Origin of the sequence: Pseudomonas sp. FFUP_PS_473, from assembly GCF_002858665.1 — a bacterium.
GTDB classification, from domain to species: Bacteria; Pseudomonadota; Gammaproteobacteria; order Pseudomonadales; family Pseudomonadaceae; genus Aquipseudomonas; species Aquipseudomonas defluvii.
Map to the genome: position 1 here is coordinate 40,708 of NZ_PJQQ01000015.1, position 19,406 is coordinate 60,113.

At 61.1% G+C, this 19,406-nt stretch carries 22 protein-coding genes; 12 read left to right on the forward strand and 10 right to left on the reverse strand.

The annotated features are described in order from the left end of the window. The first annotated feature begins 23 nt into the window (after positions 1–23). Positions 24–755 (forward strand): hypothetical protein, encoded by a 732-nt coding sequence (locus tag CYD26_RS12330; RefSeq protein ID WP_099776352.1) that lies wholly within the window; start codon positions 24–26, stop codon positions 753–755. A 12-nt stretch (positions 756–767) separates the two neighbouring features. Here CYD26_RS12330 and CYD26_RS12335 read toward each other — a convergent pair whose 3' ends face one another. Then, complete coding sequence (locus CYD26_RS12335) at positions 768–1,625, reverse strand: SDR family oxidoreductase (protein WP_102052720.1); 858 nt, start codon at positions 1,623–1,625, stop codon at positions 768–770. 192 nt (positions 1,626–1,817) lie between these two features. On the opposite strand from CYD26_RS12335, the gene exbB reads away from it, so the two are divergent. The 6 genes from exbB (at position 1,818) to CYD26_RS12365 (ending at position 8,530) form a co-directional block, all read left to right on the forward strand. Further along, positions 1,818–2,792 (forward strand): tonB-system energizer ExbB, encoded by a 975-nt coding sequence (gene exbB, locus CYD26_RS12340; protein WP_102052721.1) that lies wholly within the window; start codon positions 1,818–1,820, stop codon positions 2,790–2,792. 3 nt (positions 2,793–2,795) lie between these two features. Next, a complete protein-coding gene (gene exbD / locus CYD26_RS12345; RefSeq protein WP_065758138.1) occupies positions 2,796–3,221 on the forward strand; it encodes a TonB system transport protein ExbD in 426 nt (141 codons plus the stop codon). After that, positions 3,218–3,955, forward strand: coding sequence for an energy transducer TonB (locus tag CYD26_RS12350; protein ID WP_065758137.1), 738 nt, complete (start codon positions 3,218–3,220; stop codon positions 3,953–3,955). Before exbD ends, CYD26_RS12350 begins: the two co-directional genes overlap by 4 nt. 93 nt (positions 3,956–4,048) lie before the next feature. Next, positions 4,049–4,969, forward strand: a complete 921-nt coding sequence (locus tag CYD26_RS12355) for a hydrogen peroxide-inducible genes activator (RefSeq protein WP_065758136.1) — start codon at positions 4,049–4,051, stop codon at positions 4,967–4,969. Positions 4,970–4,975: 6 nt separating this feature from the next. Then, the gene (gene recG / locus CYD26_RS12360; RefSeq protein ID WP_102052722.1) at positions 4,976–7,051 is read left to right on the forward strand and encodes an ATP-dependent DNA helicase RecG; all 2,076 of its coding nucleotides are present in this window, start codon (positions 4,976–4,978) and stop codon (positions 7,049–7,051) included. A gap of 78 nt (positions 7,052–7,129) precedes the next feature. Then, positions 7,130–8,530, forward strand: a complete 1,401-nt coding sequence (locus CYD26_RS12365) for an aminoacyl-tRNA deacylase and HDOD domain-containing protein (protein ID WP_102052723.1) — start codon at positions 7,130–7,132, stop codon at positions 8,528–8,530. Between the two features lie 23 nt (positions 8,531–8,553). Here the strand turns inward: CYD26_RS12365 and CYD26_RS12370 are convergent, their stop codons facing one another. From CYD26_RS12370 to CYD26_RS12405, 8 genes are all read right to left on the reverse strand, one after another. Then, positions 8,554–8,928, reverse strand: a complete 375-nt coding sequence (locus tag CYD26_RS12370; protein ID WP_065758164.1) for a helicase — start codon at positions 8,926–8,928, stop codon at positions 8,554–8,556. A 127-nt stretch (positions 8,929–9,055) separates the two neighbouring features. Beyond that, a complete protein-coding gene (locus tag CYD26_RS12375; RefSeq protein ID WP_102052724.1) occupies positions 9,056–10,057 on the reverse strand; it encodes a hypothetical protein in 1,002 nt (333 codons plus the stop codon). 23 nt (positions 10,058–10,080) lie between these two features. Further along, entirely contained in the window at positions 10,081–10,983 is a 903-nt protein-coding gene (locus CYD26_RS12380; RefSeq protein ID WP_102052725.1) for a hypothetical protein, read from the reverse strand. After that, positions 10,980–11,384, reverse strand: a complete 405-nt coding sequence (locus tag CYD26_RS12385) for a hypothetical protein (RefSeq protein ID WP_102052726.1) — start codon at positions 11,382–11,384, stop codon at positions 10,980–10,982. Before CYD26_RS12385 ends, CYD26_RS12380 begins: the two co-directional genes overlap by 4 nt. Next, positions 11,385–11,606 carry a hypothetical protein gene (locus CYD26_RS12390; protein WP_099776369.1) on the reverse strand — a complete coding sequence of 74 codons (222 nt, stop codon included), beginning with the start codon at positions 11,604–11,606 and terminating at the stop codon, positions 11,385–11,387. A 275-nt stretch (positions 11,607–11,881) separates the two neighbouring features. Next, the gene (locus tag CYD26_RS12395) at positions 11,882–12,157 is read right to left on the reverse strand and encodes an HU family DNA-binding protein (protein WP_065758133.1); all 276 of its coding nucleotides are present in this window, start codon (positions 12,155–12,157) and stop codon (positions 11,882–11,884) included. A 188-nt stretch (positions 12,158–12,345) separates the two neighbouring features. After that, positions 12,346–13,494 (reverse strand): NAD(P)/FAD-dependent oxidoreductase, encoded by a 1,149-nt coding sequence (locus CYD26_RS12400; protein ID WP_102052727.1) that lies wholly within the window; start codon positions 13,492–13,494, stop codon positions 12,346–12,348. 30 nt (positions 13,495–13,524) lie between these two features. Next, positions 13,525–13,692 carry a rubredoxin gene (locus CYD26_RS12405; RefSeq protein ID WP_099776373.1) on the reverse strand — a complete coding sequence of 56 codons (168 nt, stop codon included), beginning with the start codon at positions 13,690–13,692 and terminating at the stop codon, positions 13,525–13,527. Between the two features lie 157 nt (positions 13,693–13,849). Here CYD26_RS12405 and CYD26_RS12410 point away from each other — a divergent pair, with 157 nt between their 5' ends. After that, positions 13,850–14,413, forward strand: a complete 564-nt coding sequence (locus tag CYD26_RS12410; RefSeq protein ID WP_256588012.1) for a chorismate lyase — start codon at positions 13,850–13,852, stop codon at positions 14,411–14,413. Continuing rightward, positions 14,413–15,303, forward strand: coding sequence for a 4-hydroxybenzoate octaprenyltransferase (gene ubiA, locus CYD26_RS12415; protein ID WP_102052729.1), 891 nt, complete (start codon positions 14,413–14,415; stop codon positions 15,301–15,303). Before CYD26_RS12410 ends, ubiA begins: the two co-directional genes overlap by 1 nt. A gap of 32 nt (positions 15,304–15,335) precedes the next feature. On the opposite strand, the gene CYD26_RS12420 is transcribed toward ubiA, so the two are convergent. Next, entirely contained in the window at positions 15,336–15,710 is a 375-nt protein-coding gene (locus CYD26_RS12420; RefSeq protein WP_065758129.1) for a hypothetical protein, read from the reverse strand. 148 nt (positions 15,711–15,858) lie between these two features. Here CYD26_RS12420 and phoB point away from each other — a divergent pair, with 148 nt between their 5' ends. The 3 genes from phoB to CYD26_RS12435 all read left to right on the forward strand — a co-directional run bounded on the left by phoB (position 15,859) and on the right by CYD26_RS12435 (position 19,376). Continuing rightward, positions 15,859–16,548, forward strand: coding sequence for a phosphate regulon transcriptional regulator PhoB (gene phoB, locus CYD26_RS12425; RefSeq protein ID WP_028942483.1), 690 nt, complete (start codon positions 15,859–15,861; stop codon positions 16,546–16,548). A 97-nt stretch (positions 16,549–16,645) separates the two neighbouring features. After that, a complete protein-coding gene (gene phoR, locus CYD26_RS12430) occupies positions 16,646–17,920 on the forward strand; it encodes a phosphate regulon sensor histidine kinase PhoR (protein WP_256588015.1) in 1,275 nt (424 codons plus the stop codon). A 115-nt stretch (positions 17,921–18,035) separates the two neighbouring features. Beyond that, positions 18,036–19,376, forward strand: coding sequence for a hemolysin family protein (locus CYD26_RS12435; RefSeq protein WP_102052731.1), 1,341 nt, complete (start codon positions 18,036–18,038; stop codon positions 19,374–19,376). The last annotated feature ends 30 nt before the right edge of the window (positions 19,377–19,406 follow it).

The following is a 19,406-nucleotide window of genomic DNA, read 5'->3' on the forward strand; positions in this document are numbered from 1 at the left end:
TTTTTCCCTGAAAGGACCCCGCCATGCGCTACGCGCTCGTCCTGTCGTTTGTTGCCGCCCTGCTCGGTGGCTGCGCCAGTCATAAACCTGAAGATTTCAACGGCATCTGGATCAACCAGAACGCCATCGATGCAGCCGCCAAAGGCGGTAACCTGCGTCAGGCCTTGCAAAGCAACGGCCCGAACCTGGAGTGGCGTATCAATACCGCCGCCAACCAGGCCCTGGTTACCAGCGGCTTTGAACTCAGCGAAGCTAAACTGCAGCCCGCCGACAAGGGCTGGAACGCTGTGTTTTATCCCAACTACAGCATTGGCCTGACCCTGGATGGCGACGAACTGGTCCAGGCGGCCAGCGAAAACGACCCAGAGCAGCGCTTCCATAAAGCCGACAAGCCACAACTCGACGCACCGCCCCGCACGACGTTTGAACTGGCCCTCTATGAGGCCTACCTCAAGGGTGACTGGTCAATCGTCGAAGGCCCAGGCCAAGGCGCGACCATGAAGTTCAGCCCCAATGGCAGCCTCGAGGGCATGCCGAACCTGGACCGCTACGCCCTGTGCCTGGACGGCGACTGCGCCACCATGACCGGCGAGTACGACAGCCTGTGGCTGGAGAAGAACCAGCAGGGTAGCCCGTGGATCTTCAAGCGTGATGGCAAGACACTGGAAATTTTCCAGGCCATCAACCAGGCACGCGACGACGAGATGCCTGAACTGCGTCCAGGCGCCCGCCGCTGGCTGCTGGAGCGCAAGTAAACCTGGGGCGCGTCAATCGCGCCCTGCAAGGATTGCCGCGTAGCCTTCCCGATAACTCGGGTAACGCGGGACCCAACCCAGCGAGCGTGCTCGTGCGTTCCGGCAGCGCTTGCTGCCCGTGCGCCGCACGCGCTCCTGTTCCGACCATTGGGTGACACCCAGGTATTCCCGCAACCAGGCCACCACTTCGAACAGCGGTGCTGGCGCGTCGTCCACACCGATGTAGCAATCTTCCAACGCCCGCCCCTCGCTGTCCGCCTGCAACAGGTACGCCAGCAACCCGGCAGCGTCCTCGGCATGAATCCGGTTGCCATACAGTGGTGGCGTCTCGGTCACCCGGTAACCTTGGCGCACCTGCGTCAACAACCACTCACGCCCAGGGCCATAGATACCGGTCAGACGCACAATCGTCGCCGGTACGGCGCTGTTCAGGGCCACCTGCTCGGCTTCGAGCATCAGCCGCCCCGAATAGCCCTCAGGCTCAGTGACCGAGGTTTCATCAACCCACTCCCCATCCTTTTGCGCATAGACACTGCTACTGGACACAAACAGCAACCGTCGTGGCTGCTGCCCCTGTTCGCCAAGCCAACCCAGCACATGCCGCAAGCCATCGACATACGCCGCCCGATAACCCGCCTCATCGTGCTGGCTAGCCGCCACGCAATAGACCAGATAGTCCGGCGCAACCTTTGGCCAGGCGGGCGGGCAGGTCGCATTGCTCAGGTCAGCAGCAATTCCGCTGACACCTGCAGGCAACTGCGCGATGTTTCTGCGCAGGCCGCTTACCTGCCAGTGCGCAGCTTGCAATTGGGTCGCCAGGCGGCCACCGACATCGCCACAACCGACAATCAAAACAGAGGGCGCAGACATCTCGAAACTCCGGTTATCAAAGCCACAGCCTATCTGCGAAAATCGATAGGTAGCTAGAGAATATGGAAGAAAGTTACTTTATTACTTTTGCTAACAAGAATTACTTGCAATAATGGCAACCCAATTTGTTCTCGGCCTGCCTCGAGGCCTGGAGAGCATCCACCTCTTTCTTTTTCATCAGGTCGGGCCAGCATGACACGTATCCCTTCTTCCGCTTTGCCAACCCCGTCGCGCGCCTGGCGCACTATCGCCGCGCTGATGTTCAGCCTGGTACTGGCGCCTGCGGCCATGGCCGATGAGCCAGCTGTACAACACAGCTCGCCAGCGGCAGCGGTTGCCCCTGCTGCACCCGCCACGCCTGGCGCCGAAACAGCTGCCGAATCCGCCACTCCTGCCGTAGCACCACTCGAAGGCCACGCCAGCGAAGGTGCAGCAGCCGTTGCCGAAGACACCAGCCTGGGCATGGCCCACGATCTGTCGCCGTGGGGCATGTACAAAAACGCCGACGTGGTGGTCAAGGCGGTCATGATCGGTCTGGCCATTGCCTCGATCATCACCTGGACCATCTGGATTGCCAAAGGCCTGGAGCTGATGGGCGCCAAACGTCGCCTGCGGGGTGACATCGCCCTGCTGAAGAAATCCTTGAGCCTCAAGGAAGCCAGCGGCGTTGCCAATACCGAAGGCACCCTGGCTCACCTGCTGGTCCATGATGCCCTCGAAGAAATGCGCCTTTCGACCAATACCCGCGAGAAAGAAGGCATCAAGGAGCGTGTCAGCTTCCGCCTGGAGCGCCTGGTCGCAGCCAGCGGTCGCAACATGAGCAGCGGCACCGGCATGCTGGCAACCATCGGCTCCACTGCCCCCTTCGTCGGGCTGTTCGGTACGGTCTGGGGCATCATGAACAGCTTCATCGGCATCGCCAAGACCCAGACCACCAACCTGGCTGTGGTCGCCCCCGGCATCGCCGAAGCCCTGTTGGCGACGGCCCTGGGCCTGGTTGCAGCGATTCCTGCGGTGGTCATCTACAACGTCTTCGCTCGCTCCATCGCCGGCTACAAGGCACAGGTTTCCGACGCGTCGGCCCAGGTACTGCTGCTGGTCAGCCGCGATCTGGACCAACAGCCAGGCGAGCGCATCGCTCAGCCACACATGGTGAAAGTGGGGTAAGCGATGGGCCTGCATCTTAACGAGGGCGGCGACGATCTCGCCGAAAACCACGAAATCAACGTCACGCCGTTCATCGACGTGATGCTGGTGCTGCTGATCATCTTCATGGTCGCAGCGCCCCTGGCCACCGTCGATATCAAGGTCGATCTGCCCGCCTCCACAGCCAAACCGGCACCGCGGCCGGAGAAGCCGGTCTTCCTCAGTGTGAAGGCCGATCAAAACCTGTATGTCGGTGACGAGCAGGTTCAGCGTGAGCAGCTCGGCGCTGTACTCGACGCCAGGACCAAAGGAGACAAGGACACCACCATCTTCTTCCAGGCCGACAAAGGCGTCGACTACGGAGACCTGATGGAGGTGATGAATGCCCTGCGGGCGGCCGGCTACCTGAAGGTCGGCCTGGTCGGACTTGAGACGGCAGCCAAGAAATGATCAAGACGCGGCATAAACTGACGCGTTACGGCGGTAGCCTGGCGATCGTGCTGGCGGTGCATGCCGTTGCCGTCCTGCTGATGCTCAACTGGTCGGTGCCTCAGGCCATTGAGCTGCCACCGGCAGCAATGATGGTTGCAATGGCCCCGATGCCGGAGCCGGCACCACCGCCTCCGCCCAAGGTCGTGACACCGCCACAGCCACCGGCTCCGGTCGAAGCCCCGCCAATGCCGAAACTGGCCGAGGCGCCAAAGCCGAAGATCGCCGTACCAAAACCGGACAAGCCAAAGGCGAAGCCACAACCACCGAAGCCGGAGAAAAAGCCGGAGCCTGTGGAGCAAAAGCCGGCAGAAGAGAAAGCCGTCGATACACCGCCGAGCACCGCGCCCGCGCAGCAATCCGCCGCGCCCAAGCCGAGCATCGCGAGCAACAGCAACGCCTTGCCCACGTGGCAAAGCGACCTGCTGCGCCATCTGGGCAAGTACAAGCGCTACCCGGAAGACGCGCGTCGACGTGGGCTGCAAGGCATCAACCGGCTACGTTTCGTGGTCGATGGCGAAGGAAGGATTCTGTCCTACTCCCTGGCCGCTGGTTCGGGCAGTGCAGCGCTGGACCGTGCGACGCTGGACATGATCCGCAAGGCTCAACCGGTACCCGCGCCGCCAAAAGAGCTTCTCAACAATGGCAGTATCGAAGTGGTTGCCCCATTCGTTTACTCGCTGGACAGACGCTGAACGGGTAATCCTGTCATAAACAGGCAAGTCTGATAACGTGCGTCTATCGAGTGCAGCCGCTATGCTGGGGCCGCAACTTCTTGGACGCACGTTATGACCCTTACAGAATTACGCTACATCGTCACCCTCGCTCAGGAGCAGCACTTCGGCCACGCCGCCGAACGCTGCCATGTCAGCCAACCGACCCTGTCGGTGGGCGTGAAAAAGCTGGAGGACGAGCTTGGCGTACTGATTTTCGAGCGCAGCAAGAGCGCCGTGCGCCTCACGCCGGTGGGTGAAAGCATCGTCGCGCAAGCCCAGAAAGTACTGGAGCAGGCTCAAGGCATCCGCGAGCTGGCCCAGGCAGGCAAAAATCAGCTGACTGCACCGCTGAAGGTCGGCGCCATCTACACCGTCGGCCCCTACCTGTTTCCGCACCTGATTCCGCAACTGCACCGGGTCGCCCCGCAGATGCCGTTGTACATTGAAGAAAACTTCACTCACGTGCTGCGCGACAAGCTGCGCAATGGCGAACTGGATGCGGTGATCGTTGCCCTGCCGTTCAATGAAGCCGATGTGCTGACCCTGCCGCTGTACGACGAACCGTTCTACGTACTGATGCCCAGCGAGCACCCCTGGACGCAGAAGCAAACCATCGATGCCAGCCTGCTCAACGACAAGAGCCTGCTGTTGCTGGGCGAAGGTCACTGCTTCCGAGACCAGGTACTGGAAGCCTGTCCCACCCTGAACAAGGGCAGCGATGCGGCCAAGCACACCACGGTCGAGTCCAGCTCGCTGGAAACCATCCGTCATATGGTCGCCTCCGGCCTCGGTGTCTCGGTGCTGCCACTGTCGGCGGTCCACAGTCATCACTATGCACCCGGCATCATTGAAGTTCGCCCGTTGAGCCCGCCAGCGCCGTTTCGCACCGTGGCCATTGCCTGGCGTGCGAGCTTCCCGCGGCCAAAGGCTATCGAGATCCTCGCCGACTCGATCCGCCTGTGCTCGGTGGCCAAGCCACCCGTCAGCCAGTAAGCAGCCATGACCGAGTTGTCCAAGGTATCGGTCACTGCGCTGAAGGGCGTAGGCGAAGCCATGGCGGAAAAGCTCGCCAAGGTCGGTCTGGAAAACCTTCAGGATGTGCTCTTCCACCTGCCGCTGCGCTATCAGGATCGCACCCGGGTCGTCCCGATCGGGGCCTTGCGCCCCGGCCAGGATGCCGTGATCGAAGGGGTGGTCAGCGGTGCCGACGTGGTCATGGGCAAACGCCGCAGCCTGCTGGTGCGTCTGGGCGACGGCAGTGGCGTGCTGAGCCTGCGCTTCTATCATTTCAGCAATGCGCAGAAGGAAGGCCTCAAGCGCGGAACGCACCTGCGCTGCTACGGCGAGGCCCGTCCGGGCGCATCGGGGCTGGAGATCTACCACCCGGAATACCGCGCCCTTACAGGCGATGAACCTGCACCAGTGGAACAGACCCTGACACCGATCTACCCCACCACCGAAGGCCTGACCCAACAGCGTCTGCGCCAGCTCTGCCAACAGAGCCTCGCGATGCTTGGCCCGCGCAGCCTGCCCGACTGGTTGCCTGAGGAGCTGGCCCGCGACTACCAACTGGCACCGCTGGACGATGCGATCCGCTACCTGCATCACCCTCCCGCCGATGCCGACGTCGACGAGCTCGCCCTGGGCCAGCACTGGGCTCAGCACCGCCTGGCCTTTGAAGAGCTGTTGACCCATCAGCTATCCCAGCAGCGCCTGCGCGAAAGCCTCAGGGCCCAACGGGCTCCCGCGCTGCCCAAGGCCAGCCGGCTGCCACAGCAATACCTGGCCAACCTGGGCTTTGCTCCCACCGGCGCCCAACAGCGGGTCGGCAACGAGATTGCCTACGACCTGAGCCAACCCGAACCCATGCTGCGGCTTGTCCAGGGGGACGTCGGCGCTGGCAAGACCGTTGTTGCTGCACTCGCCGCCCTGCAGGCCTTGGAGGCCGGCTACCAAGTGGCACTGATGGCGCCGACCGAGATTCTGGCCGAGCAGCACTTCATTACCTTCAAGCGCTGGCTGGAGCCGCTGGGCATCGAAGTCGCCTGGCTGGCGGGCAAGCTCAAAGGCAAGGCACGTGTTTCGGCCCTGGAGCAGATCGCGGGCGGCGCACCTATGGTGGTCGGTACCCATGCCCTGTTCCAGGACGAAGTAAAGTTCCACAACCTGGCGCTGGTGATCATCGACGAACAGCACCGCTTCGGTGTCCAGCAGCGCTTGGCGTTGCGCCAGAAAGGCGTGGGTGGCCGGCTCTGCCCCCATCAATTGATCATGACCGCAACACCCATTCCACGCACCCTGGCCATGAGCGCGTATGCCGACCTGGACACCTCGATCCTCGACGAGCTGCCGCCTGGACGTACCCCGGTCAACACCGTACTGGTGGTCGACAGCCGCCGCCTTGAAGTGGTCGAGCGCGTGCGCGCCGCCTGCGCTGAAGGCCGTCAAGCCTACTGGGTCTGCACCCTGATCGAAGAATCCGAGGAGCTGACCTGCCAGGCCGCCGAAACCACCTTTGAAGAACTCAGCAGCGCCTTGGGCGAATTGCGCGTCGGCCTGATTCACGGGCGCATGAAACCTGCGGAGAAGGCCGCCGTCATGGCCGAATTCAAGGAAGGCCGTCTGCAACTGCTGGTGGCGACGACGGTCATCGAAGTCGGCGTAGACGTCCCCAACGCCAGCCTGATGATCATCGAAAACCCCGAACGCCTTGGTCTGGCCCAACTGCACCAGTTGCGCGGGCGTGTGGGTCGTGGCAGTACCGTCAGCCACTGTGTGCTGCTCTACCATCCGCCGTTGTCGCAGATCGGCCGCGAACGCCTGGGAATCATGCGGGAAACCAACGACGGGTTCGTCATCGCCGAAAAAGACCTTGAGTTGCGCGGCCCTGGCGAGATGCTGGGTACCCGCCAGACCGGCCTGCTGCAGTTCAAGGTCGCCGACCTGATGCGTGACGCCGACCTGCTGCCTGCTGTACGCGATGCGGCGCAGGCACTATTGGCTCGTTGGCCAACACATGTCAGCCCGCTGCTCGAACGCTGGCTGCGCCATGGCCAGCAGTATGGCCAGGTGTAATCCGCCCGACGGAATCGATCCAGCTCACGGTGCAAGCTGGTTATACTCTCGCGACTGTAAAGAATTTGGATACAGACCATGACTGAAGTTGCACTGGACGCCGCAACCCCCCAAGCCCCGTCTGTTATCCGGTTGCTGCTCGACAAACTGGATATCGCCTACCGTGAAGTGACCGAGCACCCACAGCTGCCGCCCGAGCGTCGGGTGCAGGCTGTACTGCTCGACGATGCAGTCGGTGCGCTGATGGTGTTGTTCCCGCAGAACCAGTTACTGGACCTCAAGCGCCTTACCGAACTGACCGGACGTGATCTTGCCGCCGTGCCGTTGAAACGCCTGGAGCAAATGCTGGCCAAGCACGGCTTGAAGATTCTGCCGGGCATTCCGGCCCTTACCAGTTCGCCCTGCCTGTACGAAGAGAGCTTGCTGGACGTGCCGAGCCTGCTGATTCACTCAGGTGAAGCCGGCGTGCTACTGGAAGTTGAACGTGACACGTTCAAGAAAATGCTCAGCAAGGCCAGTGCCGGGCGTTTCGGCGAACTGCTGAGCAGTATTCAGCCCAACCTCGACCGCCCGGATGATGACCGCGAAGAGATCACCCAGGCTGTCCATGCGTTCACCGCACGGCGCATCCAGCAGCGTCTGGAATCGACCATCGAGATTCCACCGCTGGCAGAAACGGCGCAGAAGATCATCAAGTTGCGGGTCGATCCCAACGCCACCATCGACGACATCACCGGCGTAGTGGAAACCGATCCGGCATTGGCTGCTCAGGTAGTCAGTTGGGCAGGATCACCGTACTACGCTTCACCGGGCAAGATTCGCTCGGTGGAAGACGCGATCGTCCGCGTGCTGGGCTTCGACCTGGTGATCAACCTGGCACTCGGTCTGGCCCTGGGCAAAACCCTCAGCCTGCCCAAAGATCACCCACAACAGACCACACCGTACTGGCAGCAATCGATCTACACCGCAGCCGTTATCGAAGGCCTGACCCGCGCCATGCCTCGTGCCGAGCGGCCGGAGGCTGGGCTGACTTACCTCGCCGGGCTACTGCACAACTTTGGCTATCTGCTGCTGGCGCATGTGTTCCCGCCGCATTTCTCACTGATCTGCCGGCATCTGGAGGTCAACCCGCACCTGTGTCACAGCTATGTCGAGAAGCATCTGCTGGGCATCAGCCGCGAACAGATCGGTGCCTGGCTGGTGCGTTTCTGGGACTTGCCGGACGAACTGGCCACGGCCCTGCGCTTCCAGCATGACCCACATTACGACGGTGACCACGCTGCATTCCCCAACCTGGTTTGCCTGGCCGTTCGCCTGCTGCGCGCCCGCGGCATCGGCTCAGGGCCGGAAGAAAGCATCCCGGATGAGTTACTTGAGCGCCTGGGCATGAGCCGCAGCAAAGCCGAGGATGTGGTCAACAAGGTACTTGAAGCCGAGTCGCTGTTGCGCGAGCTGGCCTCACAGTTCAACCAGAACTGACCACGTGGCCTGGCCCTCGGCGGTCAGGCCTGCTTTTTCGGTTTCAGGAACTTGGTCAGGCCTTGGAACCAGACCACCAGGGCCGGATTACCCTTGATCTGAATGCTTTTGTCCTGAATCCCCTGCATGAACGCCAACTGCTTGTTCTTGGCCTGCAACGTAGCGAAGCCGTAGGCCGCATCCTTGAAGGCTATCGCAAACGCCGGCTGCGGATGGGTACCGGCCTTGCTGCTGACGCGCAGGTCCTTGACGATGAAATGCCGAGCGACCTTGCCGTCCAGGGTCTGCAGTTGAAACACCAGGTTCTTGTCGGTCAGTTGCTGCTGGAACGCCGGGTTGTTGCGACTGGCCTTGGCCATGAGCAATCCCAGAGCCCAGAGAAGAAAGCGAAACTTCATGTGCACGCCTCGGCTAAAAAGTGACTGGCGAAGCAGTTTATAGTCTCGCTGCGAAAACACCATACGCCTTCCAGCTTTTCACAAAGGCGCCCGGCATTTGTCGTGAAAGCCGCCAAGACGGTGGGTTTCAATAACACGCCGCCCCTGCCACAGCACCTTGGTCTTTCAGGCGTTGCACGCTGGCGTCAGCGCTCTCGACGCCCTTTTCCTGAGCCAGTCGGTAGCACGCCAAAGCACGCGACAGGTCACGTCCTTGCAAGTCGCCTTGCTCATAGTGGTTGGTAAGAATCGGCAAAGTCTCCCAGCCACCCATTTTTACCGACTTGATCAACATTGCCTCGGCCCTCGCCGGGTCCAGGCACGGCCCGTCACGGGTATCGTCAGTGCCATTGCAGTAGAACTGTGCCAGCAACGCGGCGGCCACCGGCAGGGTTTCCGCCGCGCGGTTCAGCAGCTTCTCGCTGACCTCTGCACTCAGGGCCGGCGCCATGCCGGAAAAGCCGAGGCTGACCGCCTCCAGGCTGGCCTGTGGATTGCCCGAGGCCGCGGCGCAGAGCTTGTTCTGCAGTGCCGCTTCAAAGAACTCGGTGGTCGGTGGATAACGCTCGACACCACCCAGCCCCTGAAAAATTCCACTCTTGAGGTAGCAGATCTCTTCAGCACGGCTCATGTTCGGCATCCCGCTGACTGCCAAACGGCTTTCATCTACCGACCAGTCCTCAATTGCCACCAGCGTCCAACACGCTGCGTACTCAAACAGGTAGGCCTTGATCGCCTCGTTGCCTGCCCGCTTGTCGTCTACCCGAACATGACGGGCGTCGATCCGTTGTACCTCCACCCCCGTCATGCCTGTATCGGTAATGGCCGACATCAACGGCAGCGCCAACTGATCGCCCTGCAACACGCGGACGCTGGGTTGTGCGGAGTCGCCGACGACCTCTAGCGTCGTGCTGAAAACGCGCCCGGCACTGGCCTGGCGCTGCACGTCGATCGTTTGGGAAAAGGCCCGGAGAAACGCCGTGAAATCCGTGGCCGCACATACCGCAGGTGCGGCCACGGCAGTGATGGGGAACGCGCACAGCCACAACATGGCCAGGAACGATGCAGTAAGGAAGGTAGCGGGTGTCATGGGAGCTGAATCGTCCTGATTGATTAGCGCGTGTTGCCGCGACTGCGCTCCAGAGCGCGTGCGGGAATCAGCCGTTCCTTGCCAGCGGCCTGCATGGCCGCAATGTAGGCGGTGTAGTAACCCGCTGCCTGGCTTGGCTTGTACAAGCCCCACAGGGCATCGGCGATGTTCAGTTTCAACACCACGCGCTCAGGCACCACGCGCTCGACCTTGCTGAACAGCTCATACGCCGACGCCTGCCAACTCGCCTCTTGAAGGGCATAACCGAGATCGTTGTACAGCGGTGCGTTACTTACCGTCAGGGGTTCATCACGCAGCAACTGCGCGACCCTGAGGCTCAGGTAACTACTGACCGCTTCGGTGTCCTTGGCCTTCAAGCGCTCAAGGACAATCCTGTGCGCCAGCTTCAGCGAGTCCCGCTCACGGCCTTGCACCCGCTCTTTGAGCTTCTGCGTTGCCAAGGGTCGGCTGATGTACCAGTGGTAGTTGATCCAGTAGATGGCCATATTGCCCTCATACCCGGACAACACCTGCGAAGCCGCCTCATCCTTGACCAGTGCATCCGCTATCCAGGTGTATACGAAAGCGCGGTACTCCCAGCCCTTGATCGCGTAGGTGTCAAAGCCTGAATGATCAACCGGCCACCGGCAGAGCACCACCAGGTAGGGCTTGGTGCTGTCGACCGTATAGGCATCGACAACCTCTGGGTTGCCTTGCTCAGGCAGGCACTTGTCTGGCAGCGCTTCAGTAAACCCCTCGGCGCCTTGCAACTGACCTTGCCACCCCCTGCCTGTGTCGCTCGCCAGGCGCTCGAACTGCACCTGAGTGGCGCCCTTGAAGCTGGGTGTCAGTTGAAACTGCCGTGTCTCGGCCTGCGCCAGAAGCGGCAACAGAGCCCATAGCAGGCTTAGGCCAATAGACTTCACGTGTTCACCTGCCCTGACACATCGACGTTTTGCCGGGCAACCGATGGCCGACGACGGGCAAACACCTGCTCAAGGCCTATCGCCAGTAACGTCACCCCGCCGGCCAGGCAGCTGAAAAACCCGGCCCGCACCGGATGATCCGGCAACAGCCAGTACAGAATCAGGGCGACCATCGCGGCGTTGAGTAACACCTTGAGTTTCCAGCGAGGGAGCAAGGCAATCACCGTGCTGAACACGATCAGGGTATAGAACACCAACCAGACAATGCTGCCCGCTGCCACCCCTCTGGCGGTGAAGCCACCATAGCGCTGCTTGTAAAGCGTGACGCCGTAATCGTTGAGCAACAGGAACAGAAAACCGGCAAGACCATAGATGAGCACTACCTTTAGCCAGCGAATCATCTAGGCCACCCGAGTGTTCATGTAATAGGTGCCAACAATGTGCAGCGCCACCACGGTTGCCAGGCAACCAAGGATCAGCACCCGTAGCCAGGCCCTGTGCCACAAACGCGGGTTCAGGCCACACAGCAGGCCGATCAGGCAGGCAATCGCCAGTGAACCGAACAAGTCACTATCGGCCAACCCAGCCAGGTAGCCCTTGAAGTAGTCGTCATCAACGTACATCCGCGCAATGCTCCATGGGCAAGGCCAGGGGAAAATAATCAGCGCAGAACAGGGGGGAATACAGACAGGCCCGCAGCAAGCAGCGACCGCACAGGCGGGCCGTCTTGTGGGGATATAACGCAGTAGGCGTATGCCGCTTCTTCCCTGAAACGCGTTGCGGCCAATACACCCTATCGGCCGAGGCGACGTATGCTAGTGAGAAGCCGGGGAGCAGGCAAATAAAAACGGGCGCCGCCTGGGCACCCGTTTTTCATGGCATCAGTTGCCAGGAGGCATCATGGGTTGACGCTGTCCTTGAGGAACTTGCCAGGTTTGAACGCGACGGTATTGCTGGCCTTGATCTTCACCGGCTCGCCGGTTTGCGGGTTCTTGCCCGTGCGGGCACCACGGTGGCGTTGCAGGAAGGTGCCGAAACCCACCAGGGTCACACTGTCTTTGCGGTGCAGGGCGCTGGTGATCTCTTCGAGTACGGCGTTGAGCACGCGATTGGCCTGCTCTTTGGTGAGGTCAGCCTTTTCAGCAATAGCTGCGGCGAGTTCTGGTTTACGCATAGTGAAGCCTCTTTGACGGATTTTTTGTTGTTATGCCGTGCTGCTCCCAGGGAGCAGCGCCCAAGGGGCCGCAGGCTCTAAACTGCGGCAGACGGGTGTGAGGATGGCACGCCGCCCAAAGCCGCGCCAGTCTCTGAGCGACCTTTGTGTTGGCAAAGGATAGGTAAATCCGACAAAACGCCCGGCATTCACGCCATCAGCGCGGGCAACTGGCGGTTCAGCGCCAGTTTTTCCATCACCGCAGTACCGGTCAGTGCGTAGCCCAACAGGTTCCCATCGGCATCATGGCACAGCACCTTGAGGTCAGCGCCCTGCCCTTCGACCTGCCATTGCCCCTCGCTGCCACGCGGCGGCGGTGAAATCACCAGCGGGCATACCGGTGTTTTCACCGTGATCGGCATAGGCCCATAGCTAACCGTTGTCAGCGTGCCCGCGAGGGTCTGGGCCAAGGCACGTGCACAGCTCATCAATGGCATCACATAGAGCAGGTTGAGCCCATCCACTTCGGCACAGTCGCCCAGCGCGTAGATGTTCGCATGCGAGGTGCGCAATGTACGGTCGACCACCACACCACGGTTCACCACCAGGCCCGCGGCCGCAGCCAGATCAATACGTGGGCGCAACCCGACCGCCGATACCACCAGGTCGCAGGCGATCACACGGCCATCGGACAGGTGGGCTTCCAGGCCATCCGCTGCGCGCTGCAGACGGGTCAGTACCGGGCCAAGGTGAAAGCGCACACCCAACCCCTCCAGGCCAGCCTGCACGGCACGCGCCGCCGCCGGGTGCAGCAGGGTGGGCATGACCTGTTCGCACGGTGCGACCAGCTCGACCTGATAACCCCCAATGCTCAGGTCGTTGGCGAACTCGCAACCGATAAGGCCGGCACCGAGAATCAGCACCCGCTGCTTGCCTGCGGCAGCAGCCCGAAAGCGTGCGTAGTCTTCCAGATCGTTGATCGGGAAAATCGCCTCGCTCGCATCGCCGTCAACCGATACCCGCACGGTTTCCGCGCCCCAGGCCAGGATCAGGTCGCGATAGGCCACGGCCTCTTCGCCAATCCACACCCGCTTGTGCCCTGGATCGATGCCACTGATACGGGTGTGCGTGCGCACTTCCGCCTTGAGCTGTTCAGCCATGGCGCCAGGCTCGGCCATGCTCAGGCCATCAGCATCCTTCTGCTTGGCGAAACCGGTGGACAGCATGGGCTTGGAATAGGAGCGCCCATCATCAGCGGTGATCAGCAGCAACGGCGTCTCGCCGTCGAGCTTGCGAAACTCACGGGCGAGGTTGTATCCCGCAAGACCCGTACCGACAATCACCACTGGAGCCGTCATGAAGTGCTTCCTTGTACGTTAAAAAATCGATCAGCCGATGGCGATCATTTCGAAATCGGTCTTGCCCACGCCGCAGTCCGGGCACAACCAGTCTGCAGGCACATCTTCCCAGCGGGTACCCGGCTCGATACCGTCATCCGGCCAGCCTTCGGCCTCGTCGTAAATCAGCCCACACACCACACATTGCCACTTTTTCATTGCTAAGGTTCCTACTCAGGCTTGGCGTGGTCGCTCTGCAACGTGCGGTGGCGACCATCAGGAAGGCTTTGTACTGGAGGGCGACGCCACGATGCAAGCCGGAACGGGCAATCATGCTAAGCTCGCCACCTCACTGGCCTGTAACCGCATACCTACCGTGCCGTACGAAACTTCGCTAGCGCCTACTCCGTACTGGCAGCCACAGCCGCTGCCGACCGCCTCTGTCGACGCGCCAACCCTCGACTGGTTGTTCGACCAAGGTTCCCTGACCCGTCGACTGACTCAATTATCCGCCGATCAATTCTGCGTGACACCCCTTTGCGAAGGCTGGCAGACGCTCCGCGACGATGAGTGCCAGGCACTCGGGCTGGCACCTGGCAGCGAAGGCTGGGTACGCGAAGTGTACTTGCTCGGGCAAGACCAGCCCTGGGTGTTCGCCCGCAGCGTGGCGGCCCGCAGTGCACTGGAAGAGGATGGGCTGGACCTGGAGAGCCTTGGCAGTCGGTCGCTCGGCGAACTGTTGTTCTGTGATCGCGGGTTTACCCGCCAGGCCATTGAAGTATGCCGCTACCCTTCGGCCTGGTTGCCGCCGGATGTTGCCTGCGATCAGCTATGGGCAAGGCGTTCACGCTTCGACCGTGGCGCGTTGAGCGTTTTGGTTGCTGAAACTTTTCTACCGGCACTGTGGCACGCCGCGAATATCCGTCAGGAGGACTGCTGATGTACCTGAGCCTGCTCAAGTCCCTCAATCGCCTGCACCCCCGTGCCTGGGACTTCATCCAACTGAGCCGGATGGACAAGCCAATCGGCATCTACCTGCTGCTCTGGCCGACCTTGTCTGCCATATGGATCGCCGGGAAGGGCTCGCCGTCGCTGGCCAACGTGCTGATTTTCACCCTCGGGGTCGTCCTGATGCGGGCAGCAGGCTGCGCGATCAACGACTTCGCCGACCGCAAGGTCGATGGCCATGTCAAACGCACCGCCGAACGGCCATTGGCCAGCGGCAAGATCAGCGGCCGCGAAGCCCTGACGTTGTTCGCCCTGCTGGTGGGCGTAAGCTTCGCACTGGTGCTGTGCACCAATGCCACCACGGTCTGGCTGTCGTTCGGCGCAGTGGCGCTGGCATCCTGCTACCCGTTCATGAAGCGCTATACCTACTACCCACAGGTAGTCCTGGGTGCGGCCTATTCATGGGGCATTCCCATGGCCTTCACCGCTGAGACCGGTGAACTGCCGGCCATTGCCTGGCTTCTGTACATTGCCAACCTGCTCTGGACCGTAGGCTACGACACCTACTACGCCATGGTTGACCGTGATGACGACCTGAAAATCGGGGTCAAGTCCACCGCCATCCTGTTCGGCGAAGCCGATCGGTTCATCATTGTGACGCTTCAGGGGTTGTCACTGGCCTGCCTGCTGATGGCCGGCAATCGTTTCGGCCTCGGCGGCTGGTTCCACCTGGGGCTGGTGGCCGCGGCACTATGCTTTGCCTGGGAATACTGGTCGACCCGCAAACTGGATCGCGAGTCATGCTTCAAGGCCTTCCTGCACAACCACTGGGCCGGCCTGCTGGTGTTTATCGGTATCGTGCTCGACTACGCACTACGCTGACCGCCCTCGGGCGGTCAGCATTTGGGCGGCGCTCAGGGTTTGGCCACGTGCCAGACGTCCTTCATACCGTCGCCAAACATATCGCCGGCTTTCTTGTCATTGATAAAGGTGTACACCGGCTTGCCATCGTAGGCCCACTGCATCGTACCGTCATCACGCTTGATCTGCGTCCATTCACCCTCGGCTTTCTCGCCGGCCTTGACCATCAGCGGCGGCCAGTTCTTGGCACACTCACCACTGCACATCGACTTGCCCCCCATATCCTTGTCAAAGGTATAGAGGGTCATGCCATGTGCATCGACAAGCATGCCATCCTTTTCCATGGCATATTCGGCCAAGGCCACCCCCGGCAAGGCCAGTGCTGCTACCGTGAAAAGCGCCATCCAGTTCAGCGTATGTCGTGTCATTGGATCCACCTTCTGTTCTCGGGAGTGAGACCTTTAAGCCTAGCCCAGTAACAGAATGTTGCTGCAAGCGCCCACGACCTGTCACACGACTGCAATAATTCCGTTATCTAATGCGGGCCAAGACACCTGAATGGTAAGAGGTTAAAGCATGGTTGGCAGAAACATTCTAATCGTCGACGACGAAGCGCCGATTCGCGAGATGATCGCCGTTGCATTGGAAATGGCCGGCTATGACTGCCTGGAAGCAGAAAATTCGCAGCAGGCGCATGCCATCATCGTCGACCGCAAGCCCGACCTGATCCTGCTCGACTGGATGCTGCCTGGCACCTCGGGCATCGAACTGGCCCGACGCTTGAAGCGCGATGAACTGACCGGCGACATCCCGATCATCATGCTCACCGCCAAGGGTGAGGAAGACAACAAGATCCAGGGGTTGGAAGTCGGCGCTGACGACTACATCACCAAGCCGTTCTCGCCACGAGAGCTGGTGGCACGCCTCAAAGCCGTGTTGCGCCGCGCCGGCCCAAGTGACGGCGAAGCGCCCATCGAAGTGGGTGGGTTGCTGCTCGATCCGATCAGCCACCGCGTAACCATCGATGGCAAACCTGCCGAAATGGGCCCGACCGAATACCGCTTGCTGCAGTTCTTCATGACCCACCAGGAGCGCGCCTACACCCGTGGTCAGCTGCTTGATCAGGTCTGGGGCGGAAACGTCTACGTTGAAGAGCGCACCGTCGATGTGCATATTCGTCGCCTGCGCAAAGCGCTGGGTGAAGCCTACGAGAATCTGGTACAAACCGTTCGTGGCACCGGCTACCGTTTTTCGACTAAAAGCTGAAGCGTCGACGCGCGCATCGGCTTGCAGCGCGCAGCTGCCTCTGGAAAGGATGTTCCGCTAATTGAACCAGAACTGGCATGGCACACTGATTCGCCACATGTTGCTGTTGATCACGGTCTGCCTGCTGGCAGGCCTTGTCAGCGGCTATTATGGATGGAGCCTGGCGCTGGGCCTGGGGCTCTATCTGGGCTGGACCTTAAAGCAACTCCTGCGCCTGCACGAATGGCTGCGGCTGCATCAGGTCGACGAAGCGCCGCCCGATGGCTACGGCCTGTGGGGCGAGGTTTTCGATAGCATCTATCACCTGCAACGTCGCGATCAGCGCGTTCGCGGACGCCTGCAAGCGGTCATCGACCGCGTTCAGGAGTCGACCGCCGCACTGAAGGATGCGGTGATCATGCTCGACAGCGACGGTAACCTGGAGTGGTGGAACCGTGCCGCAGAAACCCTGCTGGGCCTCAAGACCCCACAGGACAGCGGCCAGCCGGTCACCAACCTGGTTCGCCATCCTCGCTTCAAGGAGTACTTCGAACAGGAGAACTACCTTGAACCCTTGGAAATACCCTCGCCGATCAATGACCGCCTGCGCGTGCAACTGCACATCACCCGCTACGGCAACAACGAGCATTTGATGCTCGTGCGCGATGTCACACGCATTCATCAGCTTGAACAGATGCGCAAGGACTTCGTCGCCAACGTGTCCCACGAACTGCGCACGCCGCTGACGGTAATCGCCGGTTATCTGGAAACCCTGCTGGACAACGTCGAAGACGTCAACCCGCGCTGGGTACGGGCGCTGCAACAGATGCAGCAGCAAGGTGGGCGGATGCAAACCCTGCTCAACGACCTGCTGCTGCTCGCCAAGCTGGAAGCCACCGACTACCCCTCGGACAACCAGCCGGTGGCGATCAATGCCCTGCTGCAGTCGATCAAAGGTGACGCCAAAGCCTTGTCCGGGCAACGCAACCAGAACATCACGCTGGAAACCGAAGGCGACGTGTACCTCAAAGGCAGCGAAGCAGAACTGCGCAGCGCCTTTTCCAACCTGATCTTCAACGCCGTGAAATACACCCCGGATGGCGGCCAGATCCGCATCCGCTGGTGGAGCGATAGCCAGGGTGCGCACCTGAGCGTGCAGGACTCCGGGATCGGCATCGACCCCAAGCATCTGCCGCGCCTGACTGAGCGCTTCTACCGGGTCGACTCCAGCCGTGCCTCCAATACCGGCGGCACCGGCCTGGGCCTGGCAATCGTCAAGCATGTGCTGCTGCGCCATCGTGGTCGCCTGGAGATCAGCAGCGTCCTGGGCCACGGCAGCACCTTTACCTGCCATTTTGCGGCCACACAACTGGCCCTGCGAAACGCCTCCTGAACGCGCGCCACTAGGCATTTGCGCCTTCAGCCGCTACATTGGCCCACTTGCGCCGACAGAAGTCGGCGCAGCATCTCTCTATTTCTTCAAAAGACGGACCCCTTAAAAATCCATCATGGACCCTTCCGCTGGTTTTAGCCTCGCTTCACTTTTCGCCGATTTCGGCATGATTCTCTTCGCGCTGCTACTGGTTCTGCTCAACGGCTTCTTCGTTGCCGCCGAGTTCGCCATGGTCAAGCTGCGCTCGACCCGGGTCGAGGCCATCGCCGATAAGAATGGCTGGCGCGGGCACATCCTACGCACCGTACACAGCCAGCTGGACGCCTACCTGTCGGCCTGCCAACTCGGCATCACCCTCGCCTCGCTAGGCCTGGGCTGGGTCGGTGAGCCGGCTTTCGCTCACCTGCTCGAACCCCTGCTGGGCGCCGTTGGCGTACAGTCGCCAGAAGTGATCAAGGCGGTCTCGTTCTTCAGCGCCTTCTTTGTCATTTCCTACCTGCACATCGTGGTCGGTGAGCTGGCGCCAAAATCCTGGGCCATTCGCAAGCCTGAGCTGTTGTCGCTGTGGACAGCCGTGCCGCTGTACCTGTTCTACTGGACGATGTACCCGGCGATCTACCTGCTCAACGCCAGTGCCAACGCCATCCTGCGGATCGCTGGCCAAGGCGAGCCTGGGCCACACCATGAGCACCACTACAGCCGAGAAGAACTCAAGCTGATCCTGCACTCAAGCCGTGGGCAAGACCCAAGCGACCAAGGCATGCGCGTATTGGCCTCGGCAGTGGAGATGGGTGAGCTGGAAGTCGTCGACTGGGCAAACTCCCGGGAAGACATGGTCAGCCTGGAAGCCAACGCCCCCCTCAAGGACATCCTGGCGATGTTCCGCCGACACAAGTTCAGCCGCTACCCGGTCTATGACGCGGAGCGTGGTGAATTTATCGGCCTGCTGCATATCAAGGACCTGCTGCTGGAACTGGCCGACCTGGATCATATTCCGGAGTCCTTCAACCTGGCCGAGCTGACCCGACCACTGGAGCGCGTTTCCCGGCATATGCCGCTGTCGCAACTGCTGGAGCAGTTCCGCCAGGGCGGCGCGCACTTCGCCCTGGTCGAGGAAGCCGACGGCAAGGTCATCGGCTACCTGACCATGGAAGACGTACTGGAAGTGCTGGTCGGCGATATTCAGGACGAGCACCGCAAGGCCGAACGCGGCATTCTCGCCTACCAACCGGGCAAACTGCTGGTGCGGGGCGATACGCCGTTGTTCAAGGTTGAACGCCTGCTTGGCGTTGACCTGGACCACATCGAAGCCGAAACGCTCGCCGGGTTGGTCTATGAGACCCTCAAGCGGGTACCGGAAGAGGAAGAAGTGCTGGAAGTCGAAGGCCTGCGAATCATCATCAAAAAGATGAAAGGGCCGAAGATCGTGCTGGCCAAGGTTCTCAAGCTCGACTGACCGCACTACGGGTTACCGGCAGGGTAACCC

Coding starts and splice junctions, on each gene's coding strand:
- CYD26_RS12420 (WP_065758129.1), bottom strand. CDS start 15,710: ATGACACGACATACGCTGAACTGGATGGCGCTTTTCACGGTAGCAGCA.
- CYD26_RS12355 (WP_065758136.1), top strand. CDS start 4,049: ATGACCCTTACAGAATTACGCTACATCGTCACCCTCGCTCAGGAGCAG.
- CYD26_RS12330 (WP_099776352.1), top strand. CDS start 24: ATGCGCTACGCGCTCGTCCTGTCGTTTGTTGCCGCCCTGCTCGGTGGC.
- phoB (WP_028942483.1), top strand. CDS start 15,859: ATGGTTGGCAGAAACATTCTAATCGTCGACGACGAAGCGCCGATTCGC.
- CYD26_RS12350 (WP_065758137.1), top strand. CDS start 3,218: ATGATCAAGACGCGGCATAAACTGACGCGTTACGGCGGTAGCCTGGCG.
- CYD26_RS12390 (WP_099776369.1), bottom strand. CDS start 11,606: ATGTACGTTGATGACGACTACTTCAAGGGCTACCTGGCTGGGTTGGCC.
- CYD26_RS12375 (WP_102052724.1), bottom strand. CDS start 10,057: ATGACACCCGCTACCTTCCTTACTGCATCGTTCCTGGCCATGTTGTGG.
- exbD (WP_065758138.1), top strand. CDS start 2,796: ATGGGCCTGCATCTTAACGAGGGCGGCGACGATCTCGCCGAAAACCAC.
- CYD26_RS12400 (WP_102052727.1), bottom strand. CDS start 13,494: ATGACGGCTCCAGTGGTGATTGTCGGTACGGGTCTTGCGGGATACAAC.
- CYD26_RS12435 (WP_102052731.1), top strand. CDS start 18,036: ATGGACCCTTCCGCTGGTTTTAGCCTCGCTTCACTTTTCGCCGATTTC.
- recG (WP_102052722.1), top strand. CDS start 4,976: ATGACCGAGTTGTCCAAGGTATCGGTCACTGCGCTGAAGGGCGTAGGC.
- CYD26_RS12385 (WP_102052726.1), bottom strand. CDS start 11,384: ATGATTCGCTGGCTAAAGGTAGTGCTCATCTATGGTCTTGCCGGTTTT.
- CYD26_RS12335 (WP_102052720.1), bottom strand. CDS start 1,625: ATGTCTGCGCCCTCTGTTTTGATTGTCGGTTGTGGCGATGTCGGTGGC.
- CYD26_RS12370 (WP_065758164.1), bottom strand. CDS start 8,928: ATGAAGTTTCGCTTTCTTCTCTGGGCTCTGGGATTGCTCATGGCCAAG.
- phoR (WP_256588015.1), top strand. CDS start 16,646: ATGTTGCTGTTGATCACGGTCTGCCTGCTGGCAGGCCTTGTCAGCGGC.
- ubiA (WP_102052729.1), top strand. CDS start 14,413: ATGTACCTGAGCCTGCTCAAGTCCCTCAATCGCCTGCACCCCCGTGCC.
- exbB (WP_102052721.1), top strand. CDS start 1,818: ATGACACGTATCCCTTCTTCCGCTTTGCCAACCCCGTCGCGCGCCTGG.
- CYD26_RS12365 (WP_102052723.1), top strand. CDS start 7,130: ATGACTGAAGTTGCACTGGACGCCGCAACCCCCCAAGCCCCGTCTGTT.
- CYD26_RS12405 (WP_099776373.1), bottom strand. CDS start 13,692: ATGAAAAAGTGGCAATGTGTGGTGTGTGGGCTGATTTACGACGAGGCC.
- CYD26_RS12395 (WP_065758133.1), bottom strand. CDS start 12,157: ATGCGTAAACCAGAACTCGCCGCAGCTATTGCTGAAAAGGCTGACCTC.